This window comes from Enterobacter cloacae complex sp. IR5458, from assembly GCF_049238025.1.
Taxonomy (GTDB): Bacteria; Pseudomonadota; Gammaproteobacteria; order Enterobacterales; family Enterobacteriaceae; genus Enterobacter; species Enterobacter kobei.
In genome coordinates, this window is the sequence record NZ_JBMKIF010000017.1 from 32691 (window position 1) to 53405 (window position 20715).

At 56.0% G+C, this 20715-nt stretch carries 17 protein-coding genes; 7 read left to right on the plus strand and 10 right to left on the minus strand.

Annotated features, from left to right (window positions below):
* Window positions 1–8: 8 nt before the first annotated feature.
* The 3 genes from hcp to aqpZ all read right to left on the minus strand — a co-directional run bounded on the left by hcp (window position 9) and on the right by aqpZ (window position 3571).
* Complete coding sequence (gene hcp, locus ACOTYN_RS14825; RefSeq protein WP_014883191.1) at window positions 9–1661, minus strand: hydroxylamine reductase; 1653 nt, start codon at window positions 1659–1661, stop codon at window positions 9–11.
* A 144-nt stretch (window positions 1662–1805) separates the two neighbouring features.
* Window positions 1806–2705, minus strand: a complete 900-nt coding sequence (locus tag ACOTYN_RS14830) for a lysine exporter LysO family protein (RefSeq protein ID WP_032637084.1) — start codon at window positions 2703–2705, stop codon at window positions 1806–1808.
* Between the two features lie 170 nt (window positions 2706–2875).
* On the minus strand, window positions 2876–3571 hold the full coding sequence (gene aqpZ, locus ACOTYN_RS14835) for an aquaporin Z (RefSeq protein ID WP_071922430.1): 696 nt from the start codon (window positions 3569–3571) through the stop codon (window positions 2876–2878).
* Between the two features lie 289 nt (window positions 3572–3860).
* Between aqpZ and ACOTYN_RS14840 the strand changes: the two genes are divergently transcribed.
* The gene (locus tag ACOTYN_RS14840; protein ID WP_071922429.1) at window positions 3861–5519 is read left to right on the plus strand and encodes an ATP-dependent endonuclease; all 1659 of its coding nucleotides are present in this window, start codon (window positions 3861–3863) and stop codon (window positions 5517–5519) included.
* Here the strand turns inward: ACOTYN_RS14840 and ACOTYN_RS14845 are convergent.
* Entirely contained in the window at window positions 5516–6472 is a 957-nt protein-coding gene (locus tag ACOTYN_RS14845) for a VirK/YbjX family protein (RefSeq protein WP_071922428.1), read from the minus strand. The two genes, ACOTYN_RS14840 and ACOTYN_RS14845, sit on opposite strands and share 4 nt — an antisense overlap.
* A 159-nt stretch (window positions 6473–6631) precedes the next feature.
* Here ACOTYN_RS14845 and macA point away from each other — a divergent pair, with 159 nt between their 5' ends.
* A complete protein-coding gene (macA, locus tag ACOTYN_RS14850) occupies window positions 6632–7747 on the plus strand; it encodes a macrolide transporter subunit MacA (RefSeq protein ID WP_071922427.1) in 1116 nt (371 codons plus the stop codon).
* Entirely contained in the window at window positions 7744–9684 is a 1941-nt protein-coding gene (macB, locus tag ACOTYN_RS14855; protein ID WP_071922426.1) for a macrolide ABC transporter ATP-binding protein/permease MacB, read from the plus strand. The genes macA and macB overlap by 4 nt, the downstream gene beginning before the upstream one ends.
* A gap of 70 nt (window positions 9685–9754) precedes the next feature.
* Here the strand turns inward: macB and cspD are convergent, their stop codons facing one another.
* Window positions 9755–9976: a cold shock-like protein CspD gene (gene cspD / locus ACOTYN_RS14860; protein ID WP_008499993.1), complete on the minus strand. Its 222-nt coding sequence runs from the start codon at window positions 9974–9976 to the stop codon at window positions 9755–9757.
* Window positions 9977–10243: 267 nt separating this feature from the next.
* On the opposite strand from cspD, the gene clpS reads away from it, so the two are divergent.
* The 3 genes from clpS to ACOTYN_RS14875 all read left to right on the plus strand — a co-directional run bounded on the left by clpS (window position 10244) and on the right by ACOTYN_RS14875 (window position 13754).
* A complete protein-coding gene (gene clpS, locus ACOTYN_RS14865) occupies window positions 10244–10564 on the plus strand; it encodes an ATP-dependent Clp protease adapter ClpS (RefSeq protein WP_006174393.1) in 321 nt (106 codons plus the stop codon).
* A gap of 27 nt (window positions 10565–10591) precedes the next feature.
* On the plus strand, window positions 10592–12871 hold the full coding sequence (gene clpA, locus ACOTYN_RS14870; protein WP_014831269.1) for an ATP-dependent Clp protease ATP-binding subunit ClpA: 2280 nt from the start codon (window positions 10592–10594) through the stop codon (window positions 12869–12871).
* A 430-nt stretch (window positions 12872–13301) separates the two neighbouring features.
* Window positions 13302–13754 carry a hypothetical protein gene (locus tag ACOTYN_RS14875; protein ID WP_047624184.1) on the plus strand — a complete coding sequence of 151 codons (453 nt, stop codon included), beginning with the start codon at window positions 13302–13304 and terminating at the stop codon, window positions 13752–13754.
* A gap of 71 nt (window positions 13755–13825) precedes the next feature.
* Here ACOTYN_RS14875 and infA read toward each other — a convergent pair whose 3' ends face one another.
* The 5 genes from infA to trxB all read right to left on the minus strand — a co-directional run bounded on the left by infA (window position 13826) and on the right by trxB (window position 19649).
* Complete coding sequence (gene infA / locus ACOTYN_RS14880; protein WP_002211347.1) at window positions 13826–14044, minus strand: translation initiation factor IF-1; 219 nt, start codon at window positions 14042–14044, stop codon at window positions 13826–13828.
* 284 nt (window positions 14045–14328) lie between these two features.
* Window positions 14329–15033: a leucyl/phenylalanyl-tRNA--protein transferase gene (aat, locus tag ACOTYN_RS14885; protein ID WP_032637078.1), complete on the minus strand. Its 705-nt coding sequence runs from the start codon at window positions 15031–15033 to the stop codon at window positions 14329–14331.
* Between the two features lie 45 nt (window positions 15034–15078).
* Entirely contained in the window at window positions 15079–16800 is a 1722-nt protein-coding gene (cydC, locus tag ACOTYN_RS14890) for a heme ABC transporter ATP-binding protein/permease CydC (protein WP_071922424.1), read from the minus strand.
* Complete coding sequence (cydD, locus tag ACOTYN_RS14895; RefSeq protein ID WP_071922423.1) at window positions 16800–18566, minus strand: heme ABC transporter permease/ATP-binding protein CydD; 1767 nt, start codon at window positions 18564–18566, stop codon at window positions 16800–16802. Before cydD ends, cydC begins: the two co-directional genes overlap by 1 nt.
* Before the next feature lie 114 nt (window positions 18567–18680).
* Window positions 18681–19649, minus strand: coding sequence for a thioredoxin-disulfide reductase (gene trxB / locus ACOTYN_RS14900; protein WP_023332535.1), 969 nt, complete (start codon window positions 19647–19649; stop codon window positions 18681–18683).
* 544 nt (window positions 19650–20193) lie between these two features.
* Between trxB and lrp the strand changes: the two genes are divergently transcribed.
* A complete protein-coding gene (lrp, locus tag ACOTYN_RS14905) occupies window positions 20194–20688 on the plus strand; it encodes a leucine-responsive transcriptional regulator Lrp (protein ID WP_000228469.1) in 495 nt (164 codons plus the stop codon).
* Window positions 20689–20715 lie beyond the last annotated feature (27 nt).

A 20715-nucleotide genomic window follows, 5' to 3' on the forward strand; every position in this document is an offset into this window, starting at 1 on the left:
ATAACTCCTTACGCGCTCAGCAGCTGCTTCATATCATCTTCAACGTTGGTGACGGAGCGCAGGCCGAATTTTTCGTTCAGCACGGCCAGCAGGTCCGGAGTCAGGAAGCCTGGCGCGGTCGGGCCGGTCACGATGTTGGTCACGCCCAGAGAGAGCAGGGTCAGCAGGATGACGATCGCTTTCTGCTCAAACCACGAAAGCACCAGCGACAGCGGCAGATCGTTCACGCCACAGCCCAGTTTCTCCGCCAGGGTAACCGCCAGAATAATGGCCGAGTAAGCATCGTTACACTGGCCCGCATCGATCAGGCGCGGCAGACCTTCGATATTGCCAAAGTCCAGCTTGTTGAAACGGTATTTACCGCACGCCAGGGTCAGGATCAGGCAATCGTCCGGTACGCTGGTGGCGAAATCGGTGAAGTAGTTACGCTCACCGCGCGCGCCGTCGCAGCCGCCGACGAGGAAGATGTGGCGCAGCTTTTCACGGCTGACGAGATCGATCAGCGAATCTGCGGCGCCGAGCAGGGTTTCACGGCCGAAGCCGACGGTGATCAGATGCGGAATTTCGCTGTACGGGAAGCCCGCCATCTGCTGCGCCTGGGCAATAACCGGACCGAAATCGTCGCCTTCGAGGTGGCTCACGCCCGGCCAGCCGACGATGCTGCGGGTCCAGATGCGGTCGTCATACGCGCCCACGGTAGGGTCGATGATGCAGTTAGAGGTCATCACGATAGGGCCAGGGAAGCGGGCGAACTCCACCTGCTGGTTCTGCCAGCCGCTGCCGTAGTTACCGATCAGATGTTTGAATTTACGCAGCTCCGGGTAGCCGTGTGCAGGCAGCATTTCACCGTGGGTATAAACGTTGACGCCAGTGCCTTCAGTCTGCTTCAGCAGGTTGTAGAGATCTTTCAGGTCATGACCGGAGATCAGGATACATTTGCCCTCGGTCGCCTTCACGTTGACCTGCGTTGGCGTCGGGTGGCCGTAGGTGCTGGTTTCACCGGCATCCAGAATGCTCATCACGCGGAAGTTCATCTGGCCGATTTCCATTGAGCACTCAAGCAGGGCGTTCATATCGGCAGGCCAGGTACCCAGCCACGCCATGATTTTGTGGTACTGCGCGTAGATATCGTTGTCGTACTGACCGAGAACGTGCGCGTGCTCCATATACGCCGCTGCGCCTTTCAGACCGTACAGGCACAGCAGGCGCAGGCCGAGAATGTTCTCGCCAATCGCCGCTTTGTCTTTATTCGGGGTAAAGTCTGCCGCCTGACGCTGGAGGTCGCCCAGGTCATCACTCGCCAGCTGGAGTTCTGACATCGGGTTGTCCACGCGAGCGTTAGCATCAGCGTTCAGGCACTGCGCTTTCAGCGCTTCACGCAGGGCGATAGCTTCACGGGCATAGCCGACGATGCGAGGGGAATCAAAGTTAACGTTGGTCAGCGTAGAGAAGAATGCGCGCGGCGCGAAGCTGTCGACGTAGTGGTCGACGATGCCGTATTCGCGGGCTTTGAATGCCCATGCGGAAAGGCCTTGCAGGGCAGCAATCAGCAGGTCCTGCAGGTCTGATGTTTCTGCGGTTTTGCCGCACATACCCTGCGCGTAAGAGCAGCCATTGCCTGCCGGGGTACGGATGGTTTGTTCACATTGCACACAAAACATAATCACACCTGTTAAAGTTATATTTGATATACATGTTTAAGATTATGCCTGTGCCAGAACGGTGAAAAGCGCTTTCTGCTACAAAATAGAGGGAGATTGATTTAGCGCAATTTTGGCGGCAGGCACCCTACCGCCAAAGAAGTATCAGGCAGAGAAGAACGCCATCAGAATGGGAACCAGCAAACTCAAAATAAAGCCGTGCACGATGGCTGCCGGCACCATTTCCAGCCCGCCTGAGCGCTGAAGTACCGGCAGGGTAAAGTCCATCGACGTTGCGCCGCACAGACCCAGTGCGGTAGAGCGACTGCGGCGAACCAGCCCCGGGATCAGCATAATGGCAATCAGCTCACGCGCCAGATCGTTAAAGAAGGCGGCGCTGCCGATCACCGGACCGAATGATTCAGTCAGCAGAATACCGGAAAGGGAGTACCAGCCAAATCCGGAGGCCATTGCCAGGCCGGTTTTCAGCGGCAGATCGAGAATAAAAGCATTAATCACACCCGCCACCATTGAGCTGGCGACAACCATTACGGCAATAATCATTCCCCGACGGTTCAAAACAATCTGTTTCAGGGTCATGCCGTTATTTCGCAGCTGGATACCAATCAGGAACAGCAGGAAGATCAGGGTATATTCACTGGCTTCTGTCGCGTGCTGTAAAAATGCCCATCCGGTGAGACCCAGAAGAAAACCGAGCACCACGACGCCGCAGAGTTTTAATGACTCAAGTGCCATCGCAATACGGGAGGGCAGCTTTTCCTGGTGGTGATGGTTTTTCCAGGGAATGGTGCGTTCCAGCCACAGCAGTGCGGCAATATTGCACAGCAAAATAACCGTAACCGTGACGGCTGAATAATGCAAAATGGAGAGTAAATTCGCGGACAGGTTATCCAGGAAGGCCAGGCTGATCCCCATAAAGAAAAGAATGAGGTAAACAATCCCGCTGAGAAAACGGTTGATAAGCCGTAATGCGGATTCCTGACGCAGCGGAATAAGGTAGCCCGCAATCAGGGGCAGCAGAATAATGAGGAGTCCTGAAAACATGAACAGCCGGTCCTTTTGAGTGTCTGTTGAGCGCCAGAGACACTACCCAATAAAGGCTATTCAGTAAAGCGGCAAAAGAAAGCCGGGTGGCGGCTACGCCTTACCCGGCTTGTATGTGCGGCCTGTTGCCCTCACCCCGGCCCTCTCCCACAGGGAGAGGGAGGGAAAGATTAATCGCGTTTTTCCAGCAGGGTACGATACAGCACGCCGCCCAGAATACCGCCGATAATTGGCATCACCCAGAACAGCCACAGCTGCTCAAGCGCCCAGCCGCCCTGGAAGATGGCGACGGCGGTACTGCGTGCCGGGTTAACGGAGGTGTTGGTGACCGGAATTGAAATCAGGTGGATAAGCGTCAGCGCCAGACCAATAGCAATCGGGGCAAAGCCAGCAGCCGCGTGTTTGTCGGTGGCGCCGTGGATCACCAGCAGGAAGCCCGCGGTCAGCACAATTTCAATCACGATGGCAGACAGCATGGAGTAACCGCCCGGCGAGTGTTCGCCAAAGCCGTTTGAGGCGAAGCCGCTGGCGGCCGCGTCAAAGCCGGCCTTACCGCTGGCAATAACGTACAGAACGCCAGCCGCAATAATACCGCCCACCACCTGCGCCACGATGTAGCCAATGACGTCTTTAGCAGGGAAACGACCGCCCGCCCATAAACCTAACGTCACAGCCGGGTTAAAATGACCACCGGAAATATGCCCCACGGCGAAGGCCATGGTTAATACGGTTAAGCCAAACGCCAGCGCGACGCCGACAAAACCAATGCCTAATTCCGGGAACGCTGCTGCCAGAACGGCGCTACCGCAGCCACCAAATACCAGCCAGAATGTACCAAAACATTCTGCAGCCAATTTTCTAAACATAACCACCTCAAATAATTTCCGCGCGCTTTCCCGCGGGCGGGATATATCGCCATAAAGGGATGACGACTCAAAGAGCCCGTATTTTAGAAACCAACAACATCCCTTCGCCACTTAAATAAATTCGATAAATTTGATTTAAGGCAATGTGATGTCATTCCTTGTTCAAATGAGCGGTAAATAGAGCATAGACCAATTCTTGTCAGGGTGAATGTTATGCTGTCGTGACAAGATTCCTCCCGCTATACTGCTGATAACTTAAAGGAAAAAGTGTTCATTTCGCGGGGGATTTATGCTTCTCGAACGTGTGGAAATTGTCGGGTTTCGCGGTATTAACCGCCTGTCGCTGCAGCTTGAGCAGAACAACGTCCTGATCGGCGAGAACGCGTGGGGTAAGTCCAGCCTGCTCGATGCGCTGACGTTACTGCTATCCCCCGAAGACGATCTGTATCACTTTGTCCACGACGATTTCTGGTTCCCGCCCGGGGACGTGACGGGACGCGAGAAGCACCTGCATATTATCCTGACGTTCCGTGAATCCGAGCCAGGCCGTCACCGCGTGCGTCGCTTCCGCCCGCTGTCACCCTGTTGGGTGCCCTGTGACGATGATTTCCACCGGATTTTCTATCGCCTGGAAGGCGAGATGGCGGAAAATGAAGGGGTCCTGACCCTGCGCGAGTTTCTTGATGAAAAAGCCAACCCGATCCCGCTGGACAACATCGACGATTTGGCTCGCCACCTGACCCGCCTGACGCCGGTATTGCGGTTGCGTGATGCGCGCTTTATGCGGCGTATCCGTAACGGCACGGTACCGAATATGCCGGAGGTGGAAGTCACCGCCCGCGAGCTGGATTTTCTGGCGCGTGAGCTGGTGTCGCGTCCGCAAAACCTGACCGATGGTCAGATTCGCCAGGGGTTGTCCGCGATGGTACAACTGCTGGAGCACTATTTTTCCGAGCAGGGGACATCGGAGTCGCGCCACCGGCTGATGCGCCGTCGCTCTCATGATGAACAACGCAGCTGGCGCTATCTCGACATCATCAACCGGATGATCGACCGGCCCGGCGGTCGTACCCATCGGGTGATTCTGCTGGGGCTGTTTTCAACACTTTTGCAGGCTAAAGGCACCGTGCGTCTTGACCGGGATGCCCGCCCGTTGCTGCTGGTGGAAGATCCTGAAACGCGGCTTCACCCCATCATGCTCTCGGTGGCGTGGCATCTGCTGAATTTGCTGCCGCTCCAGCGTATTACGACCACCAATTCTGGTGAGCTATTATCCATGACGCCGGTTGAGAATATCTGCCGTCTGGTGCGCGAGTCTTCGCGGGTCTCCGCGTACCGTCTCGGGCCTGGCGGTTTAAATGCCGAAGACGGGCGGCGCATCGCGTTTCATATTCGTTTTAATCGCGCGTCGTCACTTTTTGCCCGGTGTTGGCTGCTGGTGGAAGGGGAAACGGAGACCTGGGTCATCAACGAACTGGCGCGCCAGTGTGGGCACCATTTTGATGCGGAAGGCATTAAGGTGATCGAATTTGCCCAGTCGGGATTAAAACCGCTGATAAAATTTGCCCGCCGGATGGGTATTGAATGGCATGTGCTGGTGGACGGTGACGAGGCGGGTAAAAAGTATGCCTCGACCGTGCGTAGCCTGCTGAATAATGAACGGGAAGAAGAGCGCGACCATTTAACCATGCTCCCCGCGATGGACATGGAGCACTTTATGTATCGTCAGGGGTTTGACGATGTGTTCCACCGCATTGCGATGGTGCCAGTCGATGTTCCGATGAACATGCGCCGCGTGATCGCCAAAGCGATACACCGTTCGTCAAAACCGGATCTCGCCATTGAAGTGGCGACGGAAGCGGGAAGGCGGGGCGTGGAGGCGGTGCCCACTCTGCTGAGGAAGATGTTCTCCCGCGTGCTGTGGCTGGCACGCGGGAGGGCGGATTAACCCCGGGTCGCCTGATTCACCTGCTGAATCAGGCTGTCCAGCAGTTCGTAGCGACGGCGATATTCGGAACGTTTTTTGCTCGCGATCTCTTCCATCGGTTTACGCGGCATGACAAGCGGCAGCATAAAGTTACCGCTATCCTGCTTTTCACCGCCGAGGGAGAGCCAGAAGCTGTCATAATCAGCCAGCAGTTTTCCCTCTTTTTTCTTGCGGTAGCGCCAGCTGCGATAAATATGGGTGTCGTTACTGACGGCGACAATTTGCTCTACCGGGAACGCGGCGCCGAGCGTCATGGCGGCCTCGACCAGCAGACGTTTCGGGAACAGCCCGTGGCAGGCCTTTGTCGCACCCTGGATCAACTCATGGGGAACATGCGCCTTTGCGCCCTGCAAACCGCCAATGAACAGCGTCGATTTTCCCTCAAACGGGCAGAGCGTAAAAGTCATCTCCGCCAGCGCGGTGTTTTGATCGTCACAGAAAATGAGGGTCGCTTCTCCCTCTTTATCCATAAACGCATCGGCGCACAGACGAACGGTAAAGCGCTGTTCATCTTTTCCGGTTAAGGTCAGCAGCGTCACGCCGTGCTTTGAAAGGTAGCCATTTATCAGCGTCGGCGGCAGCTGGCGAGACATGACCTGATAATGCCAGGACAGCGATTCCAGCGTACGCTGTCGATTCATATTGACGGTCAACCACGGGCGATGCAGGCGGCAGGGTAGCCCCGGCTGAACCTGGAGCATTTGCATCAGGTGCGGATGCTTTGCCAGCGCAGACAGCAGGCGAGCGGTGCTGAGCGGTGTCGCCAGCGAGCGCAGCATGAACTTACGCCGGTAGGCGGTTTTTTCCCATGCCAGCCCTGGCGCGATCTCACCGAAAGCCAGGCTTTTGAAGAGCTGCCAGCCGGATTTTGGCTGCGGCAGGTTTGAAAGTGATGTATCGACGATAGAAGACATGGTAGATCCTGATCCTTTTGGAATATCGCTATTTCAGCAGGGGAAATGTCAACGTCTCGTAAACAAATTGGGGCGATTTCGGAGAACAGGGGTTTCGTTGAAGAGTCGTTTAGTTAGAATCAACCTTTATCATTGCCAGAACATTTAATTGGAATATTTATGAACCTCAAGGGAAAACGCAGAACGCTGTTTCTGCTGCTGGCGGTCGTGGTTTTAGCCGGTGGATACTGGCTATGGCAGGTGCTGAATGCGCCGGTGCCGCAGTATCAGACGCTGATCGTTCGCCCCGGCGAACTGCAGCAAAACGTCCTGGCGACGGGCAAGCTTGATGCATTGCGCAAGGTTGACGTTGGCGCTCAGGTCAGCGGTCAGCTGAAAACGCTGTCGGTAGAGATCGGCGACAAGGTAAAAAAAGGCCAGCTGCTGGGTGTTATCGATCCTGAACAGGCTGAGAACCAGATCCGCGAGGTGGAAGCCACGCTGATGGAGCTGCGCGCCCAGCGTGCTCAGGCGCTGGCTGAACGTAATCTGGCCCAGGTCACGCTGACCCGTCAGCAGGCGCTGGCAAAAACCCAGGCCATTTCGAAGCAGGATTTAGATACTGCCACGACGGAGCTGGCGGTCAAGCAGGCGCAGATTGGCACCATCGACGCACAAATCAAACGCAATCAGGCCTCGCTGGACACGGCGAAAACCAACCTCGACTACACGCAAATCGTTGCGCCGATGGCCGGTGAAGTCACCCAGATCACCACGCTGCAGGGGCAGACGGTAATTGCCGCCCAGCAGGCGCCTAACATTCTGACGCTGGCGGATATGAGCACTATGCTGGTCAAAGCGCAGGTTTCCGAGGCGGATGTGATCCATCTGAAACCGGGGCAGAACGCCTGGTTTACCGTGCTTGGCGACCCGCAGACGCGCTATGAAGGCGTGCTGAAAGACATTCTGCCGACGCCGGAAAAGGTTAACGACGCTATCTTTTACTACGCCCGTTTTGAGGTACCAAACCCGCAGGGCGTGCTGCGTCTGGACATGACCGCGCAGGTGCATATCCAGCTGACCGGCGTGAAGAACGTGCTGACCATTCCGCTCTCCGCGCTGGGCGAGTCCGCCGGGGACAATCGCTATAAAGTGAAAGTGCTGCGCAACGGCGAGACGCGCGATCGCGAAGTGGTGATTGGCGCGCGTAATGATACCGATGTGGTGGTGGTGAAAGGGCTGGAAGAGGGGGAGGAGGTTGTTGTCAGCGAAAACCTGCCCGGAGCTGCGAAATGACCGCGCTGCTTGAGCTGAAGGATATCCGTCGCAGCTATCCGTCGGGCGATGGTCCGGTGGAGGTGCTGAAAGGCATCTCCCTGCGCGTGGAGGCGGGCGAGATGGTGGCGATTGTCGGTGCGTCAGGTTCCGGTAAATCGACGCTGATGAACATTCTCGGCTGCCTGGATAAACCCACCAGCGGGACCTATCGCGTGGCCGGGACGGATGTCTCCACGCTCGACGGCGACGCGCTGGCGAAGCTGCGCCGGGAACATTTTGGTTTTATCTTCCAGCGTTACCACCTGCTCTCACACCTGAACGCGGCGCAAAACGTCGAAGTGCCCGCCGTCTATGCAGGCGTGGAGCGGAAGAAACGTCTTGAGCGTGCGAAGACGCTATTAACACGTCTCGGGCTGGCTGAACGCGTGGAGTACCAGCCGTCGCAGCTGTCCGGTGGCCAGCAGCAGCGCGTGAGTATTGCTCGCGCACTGATGAATGGCGGGCAGGTGATCCTCGCGGATGAACCCACCGGGGCGCTCGACAGCCATTCCGGTGAAGAGGTGATGGCGATCCTCCACCAGCTTCGCGATCAGGGGCACACGGTGATCATCGTTACCCACGATCCGCAGGTGGCGGCGCAGGCGGAACGCATTATTGAGATCCACGACGGTGAGCTGGTCAGCAACCCGCCGCCACGTGCGTCCAGAGCGGCAGCCCCGAAAGAAGCGCTGCCAGCCTCAACCGGCTGGGGACAATTTTCCAGCGGCTTTCGTGAAGCGCTGAACATGGCCTGGCTGGCGATGGCGGCTAACAAAATGCGCACCCTGCTGACCATGCTCGGGATTATCATCGGTATCGCCTCGGTGGTCTCGATTGTGGTGGTGGGCGACGCCGCCAAGCAGCTGGTGCTGGCCGATATTCGCGCCATCGGCACCAACACCATTGATGTCTATCCCGGCAAGGACTTTGGCGACGACGAACCGCAGTATCAGCAGGCGCTAAAGTATGACGATCTGGCAGCGATTCAGAAGCAGCCGTGGGTAAATTCCGCCACGCCAGCCGTTTCGCAAAACCTGCGTCTGCGGGTAGGGAATGTTGACGTTGCCGCCAGCGCCAACGGCGTCAGCGGGGACTACTTCAACGTCTACGGCATGACCTTCAGCGAAGGGGCGACCTTTAATGCCGAACAGCTGGCGGGCAGGGCGCAGGTGGTGGTGCTGGACGCGAACTCGCGCAGGCAACTCTTCCCTAATAAAGCCAATGTGGTCGGTGAAGTGATCCTGGTCGGCAACATGCCTGCCACGGTCATTGGTGTGGCGGAAGAGAAACAGTCGATGTTTGGCAGCAGCAAGATCCTGCGCGTCTGGTTGCCCTACACAACGATTTCCGGGCGGATCATGGGGCAGTCATGGCTCAACTCCATCACCGTGCGCGTGAAGGAGGGCTACGACAGCGCGCTGGCCGAACAGCAGCTTGAGCGGTTGCTCACGTTGCGCCACGGGAAGAAGGATTTCTTCACCTGGAACATGGACGGCCTCTTGAAAACGGCTGAAAAGACCACACGTACTCTTCAGCTGTTCCTCACGCTGGTGGCGGTGATCTCGCTGGTCGTCGGCGGCATCGGGGTGATGAATATCATGCTGGTGTCGGTCACGGAACGTACCCGGGAGATTGGCATCCGCATGGCGGTCGGGGCCAGAGCCAGTGATGTACTGCAACAGTTTCTGATTGAGGCTGTGCTGGTGTGCCTGGTCGGCGGGGCGATGGGGATTGCGCTCTCGATGATGATTGCGTTCGCGCTCCAGCTCTTTTTACCCGGGTGGGAGATTGGTTTCTCGCCGGTCGCCATTATTACCGCATTTTTATGTTCGACCTTTACCGGCATTTTGTTTGGCTGGCTCCCCGCCCGCAACGCGGCGCGGCTGGATCCGGTGGATGCGCTGGCTCGGGAATAACCCGAAAATAAAAATGCCAGCCGATCGGGCTGGCATTTTGACTGCGGGATGTACACAATAAAACAGAGCGCTATGCAACCGTCTCTGCTTCAATGGGTACGATAAGGCTTGCATGATTGCCTTTTGGTCCCTGGTGTACATCGAACCGGACGGACTGCCCGGCTTTGAGCGTTCTGTAACCATCCATCTGAATGGTGGAATAGTGAGCGAAGATATCCTCGCCGCCGCCTTCGGGGCAGATGAAGCCAAACCCTTTGGCGTTGTTGAACCACTTAACAGTACCCATTTCCATGCTTCGACATCCTTCGTAAATCTTATAAGTTAAGATGGAATGAACCGGTGGTGGAGTGGGGGCTGTTCAAAACCTCGCCATCTCACGCTTGTACAATTTAGAGAAACGAAAGACGTCGTCAAGCGTTTGGCGCTGGAGATGGGACAATAATCAACCAAAGTTTGAAGCAGTTAACGCTATTGCAACGGTTTGTGACAGACATCGCGGATGACAGTAATAGATGATTGTTATCTAACATCTGAGGTAGATTCAAAGTGGTTATGCAAAATGGGTAAGACCAACGACTGGCTGGATTTTGACCAGCTGGCGGAAGATAAAGTGCGTGACGCGCTAAAACCGCCATCTATGTATAAAGTTATGTTAATGAACGATGATTACACGCCGATGGAATTTGTTATTGACGTGCTACAAAAGTTCTTTTCTTATGATGTAGAACGTGCAACGCAACTGATGCTTACCGTTCATTATCGAGGCAAAGCCATCTGCGGCATCTTTACGGCAGAAGTGGCGGAAACCAAAGTGGCGATGGTGAACGACTATGCGAGGGAGAACGAGCATCCGTTGCTGTGTACGCTGGAAAAGGCCTGATAAGGCATAAAATTGGGGGAGGTGCCTATGCTCAATCAAGAACTGGAACTCAGTTTAAACATGGCTTTCGCCAGAGCGCGTGAGCACCGACATGAGTTTATGACCGTCGAGCATTTACTGCTCGCACTGCTTAGCAACCCATCTGCCCGCGAAGCGCTGGAAGCCTGCTCCGTGGATCTGGTGGCGCTACGTCAGGAACTCGAAGCCTTCATCGAACAAACCACACCGGTGCTGCCAGCCAGTGAAGAGGAGCGCGACACGCAGCCGACGCTCAGCTTCCAGCGCGTGCTGCAGCGCGCGGTATTCCACGTCCAGTCTTCCGGACGTAGCGAAGTGACTGGCGCAAACGTCCTGGTCGCCATCTTCAGCGAGCAGGAGTCACAGGCGGCCTACCTGCTGCGCAAACACGAAGTCAGCCGACTCGACGTGGTGAACTTTATTTCTCACGGAACGCGCAAAGACGAGCCTAACCAGGCATCGGATTCCAGCAATCAGGTCAATAACAATGAAGAGCAAGCAGGCGGGGAGGATCGTATGGAAAACTTCACCACCAATCTTAACCAGCTTGCTCGCGTTGGCGGTATCGACCCGCTGATTGGCCGCGATAAAGAGCTGGAGCGCGCGATCCAGGTGCTGTGCCGTCGCCGCAAAAACAACCCGCTGCTGGTGGGTGAGTCAGGCGTGGGGAAAACCGCGATTGCGGAAGGTCTGGCCTGGCGCATTGTGCAGGGCGACGTGCCGGAAGTGATTGCCGATTGCACCATCTACTCGCTGGATATTGGCTCGCTGCTGGCGGGCACCAAATACCGCGGCGATTTTGAAAAACGCTTCAAGGCGCTGTTAAAACAGCTGGAGCAGGACACCAACAGCATTCTGTTTATCGATGAGATCCACACCATCATCGGCGCAGGTGCGGCGTCCGGTGGCCAGGTGGATGCCGCTAACCTGATCAAACCGCTGCTCTCCAGCGGCAAGATCCGCGTGATTGGCTCCACTACCTACCAGGAGTTCAGCAACATCTTCGAAAAAGACCGTGCGCTGGCGCGCCGCTTCCAGAAAATTGACGTGACCGAACCGTCCGTTGAGGAAACGGTGCAGATCATCAACGGTCTGAAGCCGAAGTATGAAGCGCACCACGACGTGCGTTACACCGCGAAAGCGGTCCGTGCGGCGGTGGAGCTGGCGGTGAAATACATCAACGATCGTCATCTGCCGGATAAGGCGATTGACGTGATTGATGAAGCAGGGGCGCGAGCGCGCCTGATGCCGGCCAGCAAGCGTAAGAAAACGGTTAACGTGGCGGATATTGAGTCCGTGGTGGCCCGTATCGCACGTATTCCTGAGAAGAGCGTCTCTCAGAGTGACCGCGACACGCTGCGCACCCTCGGCAATCGCCTGAAAATGCTGGTCTTTGGTCAGGATAAAGCTATTGAAGCCTTAACCGAAGCGATCAAGATGGCCCGCGCCGGGCTGGGGCATGAGCACAAGCCTGTCGGGTCCTTCCTGTTCGCTGGCCCAACCGGCGTCGGGAAAACCGAGGTGACGGTTCAGCTCTCCAAAGCGCTGGGCATTGAGCTGCTGCGCTTTGATATGTCCGAGTATATGGAGCGCCACACCGTCAGCCGTTTGATTGGTGCGCCTCCGGGCTACGTGGGCTTTGACCAGGGCGGCCTGCTCACCGACGCGGTGATCAAGCATCCGCACGCGGTACTGCTGCTCGATGAAATCGAGAAAGCGCACCCGGATGTGTTCAACATCCTGCTGCAGGTGATGGACAACGGGACGCTGACCGACAACAACGGGCGCAAGGCGGACTTCCGCAACGTGGTGCTGGTGATGACCACCAACGCCGGTGTGCGTGAAACCGAGCGTAAATCCATCGGCCTGATCCATCAGGACAACAGCACCGATGCGATGGAAGAGATCAAGAAGATCTTTACGCCGGAGTTCCGTAACCGTCTGGACAACATTATCTGGTTCGATCACCTGTCTACCGAGGTGATCCATCAGGTGGTGGATAAGTTCATCGTCGAGTTGCAGGTACAGCTGGACCAGAAAGGCGTATCGCTTGAAGTGAGTCAGGAGGCCCGCAACTGGCTGGCTGAGAAAGGCTACGACCGTGCGATGGGTGCCCGTCCGATGGCGCGTGTGATTCAGGACAACCTGAAGAAACCGCTGGCGAACGAGCTGCTGTTTGGCTCGCTGGTGGACGGCGGTCAGGTGACCGTGGCGCTGGATCAGGCGAAGAACGAGCTGACGTACGACTTCCAGAGTGCGGCGAAGCACAAGCCGGAAGCGGCTCACTGAGTAGTAAGGTAAAAGCAAAACGGCAACTTCGGTTGCCGTTTTTTATTGTTTGCTCCCTCTCCCTGTGGGAGAGGGCCGGAGTGAGGGCATCAGGCCGCAGAGGAATTTTGCGAGGCGCTTTCCAGTTTCTTTCGATGTCTGTTGCTGGATGAATCCACAGTAATAAAATGGCGGCGCACCTGCAAAATCAGGTGTCGGGATTGGCGTCCTGATTACACACATATGGAAAGATGTTGTTCACAACAACGTCACTGGTTTCGTTCACTCTAATTTTAGCTGCGGTATAATCCGTGTCTTCAAATATGGTGGGCTGAACCGGGGCTTCTTTTGAAGCGCCGATTTTCCATATGGTCGGTACGCCAAACCGGTTCAGTCTACCACCCGAAGTTGGCGTTTCTGGTGGTAGTTTTCAGTTTTTAATATGGAAATTATGAATATGGAAAACCAGTCTTACTCCCCATTTTACAGCGAACTCTCCCTCAATCCCGATCTCCCAACCCTTGCTGAGCGCTGCAAACTGCTCACCGAAATCCTCCTTGACTGCAAATCGCTCCCTCAAACGCAGCCTGTATGCCGTTGCCTTGGTGCATACCTGGAAGAAATGAAAACCGGCCTCACAGAATCAATGCGTGATTTTCAGGTGGTGGAATTTGAGAACGAAGCGGAAGAACCGCGACAAAAAGAGTGGCTGCTGGAAGATACAGAAACGAAATGCGACTACTGCCGGGCATTAAACCATGTGCTGCTGGTATCGCATTTTGACCGCGATATGTTGCCGCACCTGACGGGATTACTGCATGATATGGTTCATTCTATGGCGGTGGATTTAATCACTACTGTACAGCCGTGGATGACAATACATCTTCCGGTACAGCAACACTAGAGCCATAAATAAAAAAGGCCGGGATGATCCCGACCTTTTAAATATTCATCTGCCATTACAGGCGAAAACAATTAGCGACTACGGAAGACAATGCGGCCTTTGCTCAGGTCGTACGGGGTCAGTTCAACAGTCACTTTGTCGCCCGTTAAAATGCGGATATAGTTTTTGCGCATTTTACCGGAGATGTGCGCAGTTACCACGTGACCGTTTTCCAGCTCTACGCGAAACATGGTGTTAGGCAACGTATCAAGTACGGTACCCTGCATTTCAATATTGTCTTCTTTGGCCATCTAATCCTCTGGGGTATCACTACCAAGTTTTGAACCGGCAAGATAATGCCGAAATTCATCAATTAAGTAAAGAATTGCGCGTTTAAAACGCAGCAAAACAGTTTCGGCGCATTGCCCAAGCGTCACGGTTCAACCGAACGGAAAGCGCATTCGTAAAGGGGATACAACAGGATTAACGTCAGGACGTTATCTGAAGCGAAGGTCCCAAACGGCGGCGGGGCAACAGGCAGAAGCTACTCTGCGGCATAATTATAACACCCTCACAAAAAATATGCGGAAAACATTTAGGCATTGGGCATAAAGAGCGTTCTCGGTATCCAGAAGTCGCGCGGGAGCTTCTGCTGGCGGCTGGCATCCAGATGTTCGATGTACTGGCGTCGCGGGATCTCAACGGCGCCGAGGGAGGCCGTATGCTCATTGAGGACCTGACAATCGATCAGGTTTCCGCCGCGTTGCGCGAATTCCTGGCAGAAAATGAGCAGCGCGGTTTTCGAGGCGTTCACCGCGCAAGAGAACATCGACTCGCCGCAAAACAGCGTCCCTTGCGCCACGCCGTACATGCCGCCGACGAGTATGCCGTCTTCCCATACTTCGATGGAGTGAGCGTAGCCAAGCTCATGAAGCTGGTGGTAGGCGGTAATAATATCGCGGGTTATCCACGTCCCTTCATGGCGGTCTTGCGCACAGCCTTCAATGACCTGACCAAACGCGTGATTGAGGGTGACGCGGTATGGAGATTTGGCATGGAAACGCTTCATGCTGCGGCTGAGGTGAAACTGCGCTGGCCACAGCACGGCGCGCGGATCGGGCGACCACCATAAAATCGGGTCGCCGGGCGAAAACCACGGGAAGATGCCGCGCTGGTAAGCCATCAAGAGCCGTGCAGGGCTGAGATCCCCACCCAGGGCCAGCAGCCCATTGGGCTCACGTAGCGCTCCCTCCGGCGACGGGAACGCAATGTTATGACGAGAAAGCTGGACCAGGCGCATGACAGCAAAACTCCAGTACGCGAGTGAGGACGCTACAAATATAGTCTACAGACGCTGTTTAAACTGGTAGTAGCGACCCTGTTTCGTCAACAGCTCTGCGTGACTACCTTGCTCAATAATGTGTCCGTTGTCCATCACAATTATCCGATCAAAACTTGCCAGTCCACGCAGGCGGTGTGTGACCATCAGCACGGTTTTCCCTGTCATCACATTCGCAAGTAAATCAAGGATTTGACTCTCAGTCGTCGCATCCAGTCCTTCAGTCGGTTCGTCGAGCAGCATCAGCGGTGCATCATGCAGCAGCGCACGCGCAATCGCCAGACGACGCAGTTCTCCACCGGAGAGCTGACGACCGCCTTCACCCAGCCAGCTGTTCAGCCCGTCGTCCTCAAGCAGTTTTTGCAGCCCGACCTGTTCCAGCGTGGCGCGAAGCGCGTCGTCCGAAGCCTCCGGCGCGGCCAGTAACAGGTTATCGCGCAGGGTGGCGCTAAACAGATGCACACGCTGTGGAACGACGCTGACGGTCTTACGTAGCGCCTGCTCGCTGAAATCTGTCAGCAACGTATTATTGAAGCGAATCTGGCCGCGCTGCGGATCCCAGGCGCGGGTCAACAACTGTAGCAGCGTCGATTTACCGCAGCCGGTGCGGCCAAGGATCGCAATCCGCTGCCCCGCATCAACTGACAGAGTGATACCTTCCAGCGCATTCTGCGCCTGTTTGTCATAGGCGAAGGTCACGTCATCAAGCGTCAGCGTCACCTGCTCAGGCACCGCGGTCTGCGCTGCGCTGAACGTTACCTCAGGCTCCTGCTCGGCAATCTGGGTGATGCGCAGGGCAGAGGCGATCACCTGACCAAGATGCTGGAAAGCGCCCGTTACCGGTGCCAGCGCTTCAAAAGCGGCCAGTGCGCAGAAAACGAAGAGGGCAATAAGCGGACCTGGCTGAGGATTACCGCCAACTCCGCCGGAAGCCAGCCACAGCATGGCAATCACCGCCACGCCGCCGATCAACATCATCAGCGCCTGAGAGAAGGCCGTCAGTTCCGACTGGCGGCGCTGGGCTTCGTGCCAGTTCAGCTCCGTACTTTCCATCCGAGCGCGGTACCGCTTGCTGGCGCCAAAAATGGTCAGCTCTGCCTGCCCCTGAAGCCAGGAGGTCAGCTGCTGGCGGTAATCGCCGCGCAGACGCGTCAGGTTTTCCCCCGTGGATTTTCCGGCGCGGTAAAACAGCGGCGGCAGAATAATGAGCGTTAACAGCATGATCCCGCCGAGCGTTAGCGCAACGGGAACATCCAGAATAGCCAGTCCCAGCGTGACCACCACAATCACCACAAACGCGCCCACGATCGGGGAGATCACGCGCAGGTAAAGGTGATCCAGCGTATCGACATCCGCAACGACACGGTTCAGTAATTCACCCTGACGAAAACGCGTCAGCCCGGCAGGGGAGAGGGGCAGCAGTTTGCTGAAGGTGTAGATACGCAGATGCTGCAGGACGCGGAACGTGGCGTCGTGGCTGACTAAGCGCTCGAAATAGCGTCCGGCCGTGCGGGTAATGGCTGTACCGCGAACACCTGCCGCCGGAAGCATATAGTTGAAGCTGTATAATCCGGCGAACCCCGCCACGGCCGAGGCCGACAGAAACCAGCCGGAAAGCGTGAGCAGGCCGATACTGGCGAGCAGCGTCACAATGGCCAGCACAATCCCCAGCGTCAGCATCCATTTATGGCGTTTATAGAGCGCAAGATAAGGCAGCAGAGCACGCATCAGATGTCCTCCTGACGGTTTGCCAGCAGGGCGGCAAACGGCCCCTGCGCGGCAACGAGTGAGGCGTAATCGCCTTGTTCAACAATACGTCCGTTTTCCATCACCCAGATCTCGTCCCAGTCAGCAATTCCTTCCAGCTGATGGGTAACCATCAGCGTGGTTTGTTGCAAGGAGGCGGCGTTCAGCGCCGCCATGACGCGCAGCTCACTGTGTGCGTCCAGACTGGCTGCGGGTTCATCCAGCAGCATTAGCTGGCACGGGTTAAGCAGTGCGCGGGCGACGGCCACGCGCTGCGCCTGTCCAACCGACAGCCCGGCAGACTGGTCGCCGACCACGGTATCTACACCTTGCGGGAGCATCGGCAGAAACTCGCTGACCCAGGCGCGGTCGAGAACCGATTGCAGTTCATCTTCACGCGCATCCGGGCGCGCCAGCAGAACGTTTTCACGCAGCGTAGAGGCAGGCAGTTGCGGATTTTGCCCCACCCAACTGAGCTGTTGACGCCAGGCGTCAGGATCGAGATGACGCAGTTCGGTTTTGTTGATCCGCAGTGAACCGGTGTAGGCCATAAAACCGGATAACGCATTCAGCAGAGAACTTTTCCCGGAACCGCTGGTGCCAACCAGCACCACGCGCTTTCCGGCCGGCAGGGTGAAGTTCAGCGGGCCTGCCAGCACTTTCCCTTCCGGCGAGAGGATGCAGAAATCGCTCGCGTCGAGGGTTACCGGCTCTTTGCTGTTCAGCGTCACGTCACCCCGATCCGGATGCGCCAGCGGCGTCTCCAGGAATGTTTTCAGGCTGTCAGCTGCGCCAACTGCCTGCGCTTTGGCGTGATAGAACGTCCCCAGGTCGCGAAGCGGCTGGAAAAATTCCGGGGCCAGGATCAGCGCCAGGAAACCGGCGGAAAGGGTCACTGCCGTGCCGTAATGACCGAAATCCAGCGCGCCCAGATAGGAGAAGCCAAAGTAGACCGCCACGAGGGCAATAGACAACGAGGTAAAGAACTCCAGTACACCGGACGACAGGAATGCCAGGCGTAACACCTCCATGGTGCGCTGACGGAAGTCCTGCGATGCCCGACGAATGTTTTCGGTTTCCGCTTCACCACGACCAAAAATGCGCAATGTTTCCATGCCGCGAAGACGGTCCAGGAAATGGCCGCTTAAGCGCCCCAGTGCCAGGAAGTTACGGCGGTTGGCATCCGCAGCACCCATTCCGACCAGCGCCATAAAGAGGGGAATCAGCGGCGCGGTGCCCATCAGGATCAGCGCAGCCATCCAGTTCACCGGGAAGATGGCGATCACAATCAGCAGCGGAACGAAGACGGCGAGCGCCATCTGTGGCAGATAGCGTGCGTAGTAGTCGTGCATATCGTCAATCTGTTCAAGGATCAACGTCGCCCAGCTTCCGGCCGGTTTACCCTGGATCCACGCGGGCCCGGCTTCCTGCAGACGATCGAGCACCTGACGGCGGATCTCGTAGCGGATATGCTGTCCGGCATGGAAACCGACGCGCTCGCGCAGCCACACCACCCATGCGCGCAGGATAAAAATCAGGACCAGGACGATAAAAGGCATCAGGAGCGCTTCGCGCGGAATGTTCTCCATGATCATGTGGTTAAGAATGCGGGCCAGCAGCCATGCCTGGGCAACAATCAACAGACCACTGACAAACCCCAGAACACGGGAGATCGTAAGCCAGCGGCGGGAAATAACGCTTTGCTGTTTCAGCCAGCGTGTTAACTCTTGTTGACGGGTTTTTTCCATTGCGTATTTTGCAGGTGACGTTATAAGAAATTAGACATCTGCATGTTACACGGGAGCAAAAATAAAGGCGACCTGTGGCCGCCTTTATTTACGTTTGTTACTGACTTGTAAAGATTATTTACCTTGTTCAGCCAGTCCATCAAGATAGCGTTCTGCGTCCAGCGCGGCCATACAGCCGGTGCCCGCTGAGGTGATCGCCTGACGGTAAATATGGTCCATCACGTCACCAGCAGCGAACACGCCAGGGACGCTGGTTTGAGTTGCATTACCGTGAATACCAGACTGCACCTTGATGTAGCCGTTTTCCAGTTCCAGCTGACCTTCGAAGATAGCGGTATTCGGGCTGTGACCGATTGCCACAAACAGGCCAGCCACGTCCAGCGTTTCGACGTTATCGGTGTTCTGGGTGTCACGAATGCGCAGTCCGGCAACGCCCATCTGATCGCCCGTTACTTCTTCCAGGGTGCGATTGGTGTGCAGCACGATGTTGCCGCTCGCCACTTTATCCATCAGACGTTTGATCAGGATCTTCTCGGCGCGGAAAGTGTCACGACGGTGGATCAGGTGCACTTCAGAGGCGATGTTTGCCAGGTAGAGCGCTTCTTCCACGGCGGTGTTGCCGCCGCCGATAACCGCGACTTTCTGGTTGCGATAGAAGAAACCGTCGCAGGTTGCGCAGGCAGAGACGCCGCGGCCTTTAAACGCTTCTTCAGACGGCAGACCGAGGTAGCGGGCAGAGGCGCCGGTGGCGATAATCAGCGCGTCACAGGTGTACTCGCCGCTGTCACCCGTCAAGCGGAACGGACGGTTCTGAAGATCGACCTTGTTGATATGGTCGAACAGGATTTCAGTTTCGAATTTCGCGGCATGCTCGTGCATGCGCTCCATCAGCAGCGGCCCGGTCAGGTCGTTCGGGTCGCCCGGCCAGTTTTCCACTTCTGTGGTGGTGGTCAGCTGACCGCCTTTTTCCATACCGGTGATCAGTACCGGTTGCAGGTTAGCGCGTGCAGCATAGACCGCCGCGGTATATCCCGCAGGTCCGGAACCAAGGATTAGCAACTTACTGTGTTTGGTCGTGCCCATGAGATCCCCATTGTTGTTGGCAGGCAATGGGCTGGATTGTAGGGAATTTGTTGCCGTAAAAAAAGAGCACTGGAGTTTTGCTTTCGATATATGCAATAGCTACGCCCGATGGATATGACGCAGTGTTATCACGTCTGCTGCTGAAAATCGCGCGTTTATAAGTCAGTAAAATGAGGATTAATACCCCTCCGTAATGAATATCCGGCATCTTGTACTAAAAATCGATGTTTTGCTTTGACAATCCCCTGCGCTTTTGCGAAAACATCCAAGGAAGAAAAAAAACCGCGTTAACCGTATGCCGCATAGGCATGCACGTAAATGCCATTTTTACCGTGTCAGTGAAATCTACGCATGGCGTGGACAGACGCCATACGTGATGTCGGTGACGGCCTTCGGGCAACGGTCTTCTTACCAATAGAACCCGAATCCGCATCGCGTCAAATACATAACCAGGCGATGTGATGACTAACGGGTACAGGCTCTGAACAGTGATGTGCACAGGGTCCAGGCAGGAGTAGGGAAGGAATACAGAGAGACAATAATAATGGTAGATAGCAAGAAGCGCCCTGGCAAAGATCTCGACCGTATCGATCGTAACATTCTTAATGAATTGCAAAAGGATGGGCGTATTTCCAACGTCGAGCTTTCAAAACGTGTGGGTCTTTCCCCGACGCCGTGCCTTGAGCGTGTGCGCCGACTGGAAAGACAGGGTTTTATTCAGGGCTATACGGCTCTGCTGAACCCGCATTATCTGGATGCCTCACTTCTGGTATTTGTTGAGATTACTCTGAATCGTGGTGCACCGGATGTGTTTGAGCAATTTAACGCCGCTGTACAAAAACTTGAAGAAATTCAAGAGTGTCACCTGGTGTCCGGTGATTTCGACTACCTGTTGAAAACCCGTGTGCCTGATATGTCCGCCTACCGTAAGCTGCTGGGGGAAACCCTGCTGCGTCTGCCAGGCGTGAACGACACCCGTACTTATGTGGTGATGGAAGAGGTCAAACAGAGCAATCGTCTGGTTATTAAGACGCGCTAACACGGAACAGGTGCAAAATCAGCGTAG

Excerpts from the sequence above, each read along its gene's own strand:
- hcp (WP_014883191.1), bottom strand. The coding sequence starts at position 1,661 with ATGTTTTGTGTGCAATGTGAACAAACCATCCGTACCCCGGCAGGCAAT.
- ACOTYN_RS14830 (WP_032637084.1), bottom strand. The coding sequence starts at position 2,705 with ATGTTTTCAGGACTCCTCATTATTCTGCTGCCCCTGATTGCGGGCTAC.
- aqpZ (WP_071922430.1), bottom strand. The coding sequence starts at position 3,571 with ATGTTTAGAAAATTGGCTGCAGAATGTTTTGGTACATTCTGGCTGGTA.
- ACOTYN_RS14840 (WP_071922429.1), top strand. The coding sequence starts at position 3,861 with ATGCTTCTCGAACGTGTGGAAATTGTCGGGTTTCGCGGTATTAACCGC.
- ACOTYN_RS14845 (WP_071922428.1), bottom strand. The coding sequence starts at position 6,472 with ATGTCTTCTATCGTCGATACATCACTTTCAAACCTGCCGCAGCCAAAA.
- macA (WP_071922427.1), top strand. The coding sequence starts at position 6,632 with ATGAACCTCAAGGGAAAACGCAGAACGCTGTTTCTGCTGCTGGCGGTC.
- macB (WP_071922426.1), top strand. The coding sequence starts at position 7,744 with ATGACCGCGCTGCTTGAGCTGAAGGATATCCGTCGCAGCTATCCGTCG.
- cspD (WP_008499993.1), bottom strand. The coding sequence starts at position 9,976 with ATGGAAATGGGTACTGTTAAGTGGTTCAACAACGCCAAAGGGTTTGGC.
- clpS (WP_006174393.1), top strand. The coding sequence starts at position 10,244 with ATGGGTAAGACCAACGACTGGCTGGATTTTGACCAGCTGGCGGAAGAT.
- clpA (WP_014831269.1), top strand. The coding sequence starts at position 10,592 with ATGCTCAATCAAGAACTGGAACTCAGTTTAAACATGGCTTTCGCCAGA.
- ACOTYN_RS14875 (WP_047624184.1), top strand. The coding sequence starts at position 13,302 with ATGAATATGGAAAACCAGTCTTACTCCCCATTTTACAGCGAACTCTCC.
- infA (WP_002211347.1), bottom strand. The coding sequence starts at position 14,044 with ATGGCCAAAGAAGACAATATTGAAATGCAGGGTACCGTACTTGATACG.
- aat (WP_032637078.1), bottom strand. The coding sequence starts at position 15,033 with ATGCGCCTGGTCCAGCTTTCTCGTCATAACATTGCGTTCCCGTCGCCG.
- cydC (WP_071922424.1), bottom strand. The coding sequence starts at position 16,800 with ATGCGTGCTCTGCTGCCTTATCTTGCGCTCTATAAACGCCATAAATGG.
- cydD (WP_071922423.1), bottom strand. The coding sequence starts at position 18,566 with ATGGAAAAAACCCGTCAACAAGAGTTAACACGCTGGCTGAAACAGCAA.
- trxB (WP_023332535.1), bottom strand. The coding sequence starts at position 19,649 with ATGGGCACGACCAAACACAGTAAGTTGCTAATCCTTGGTTCCGGACCT.
- lrp (WP_000228469.1), top strand. The coding sequence starts at position 20,194 with ATGGTAGATAGCAAGAAGCGCCCTGGCAAAGATCTCGACCGTATCGAT.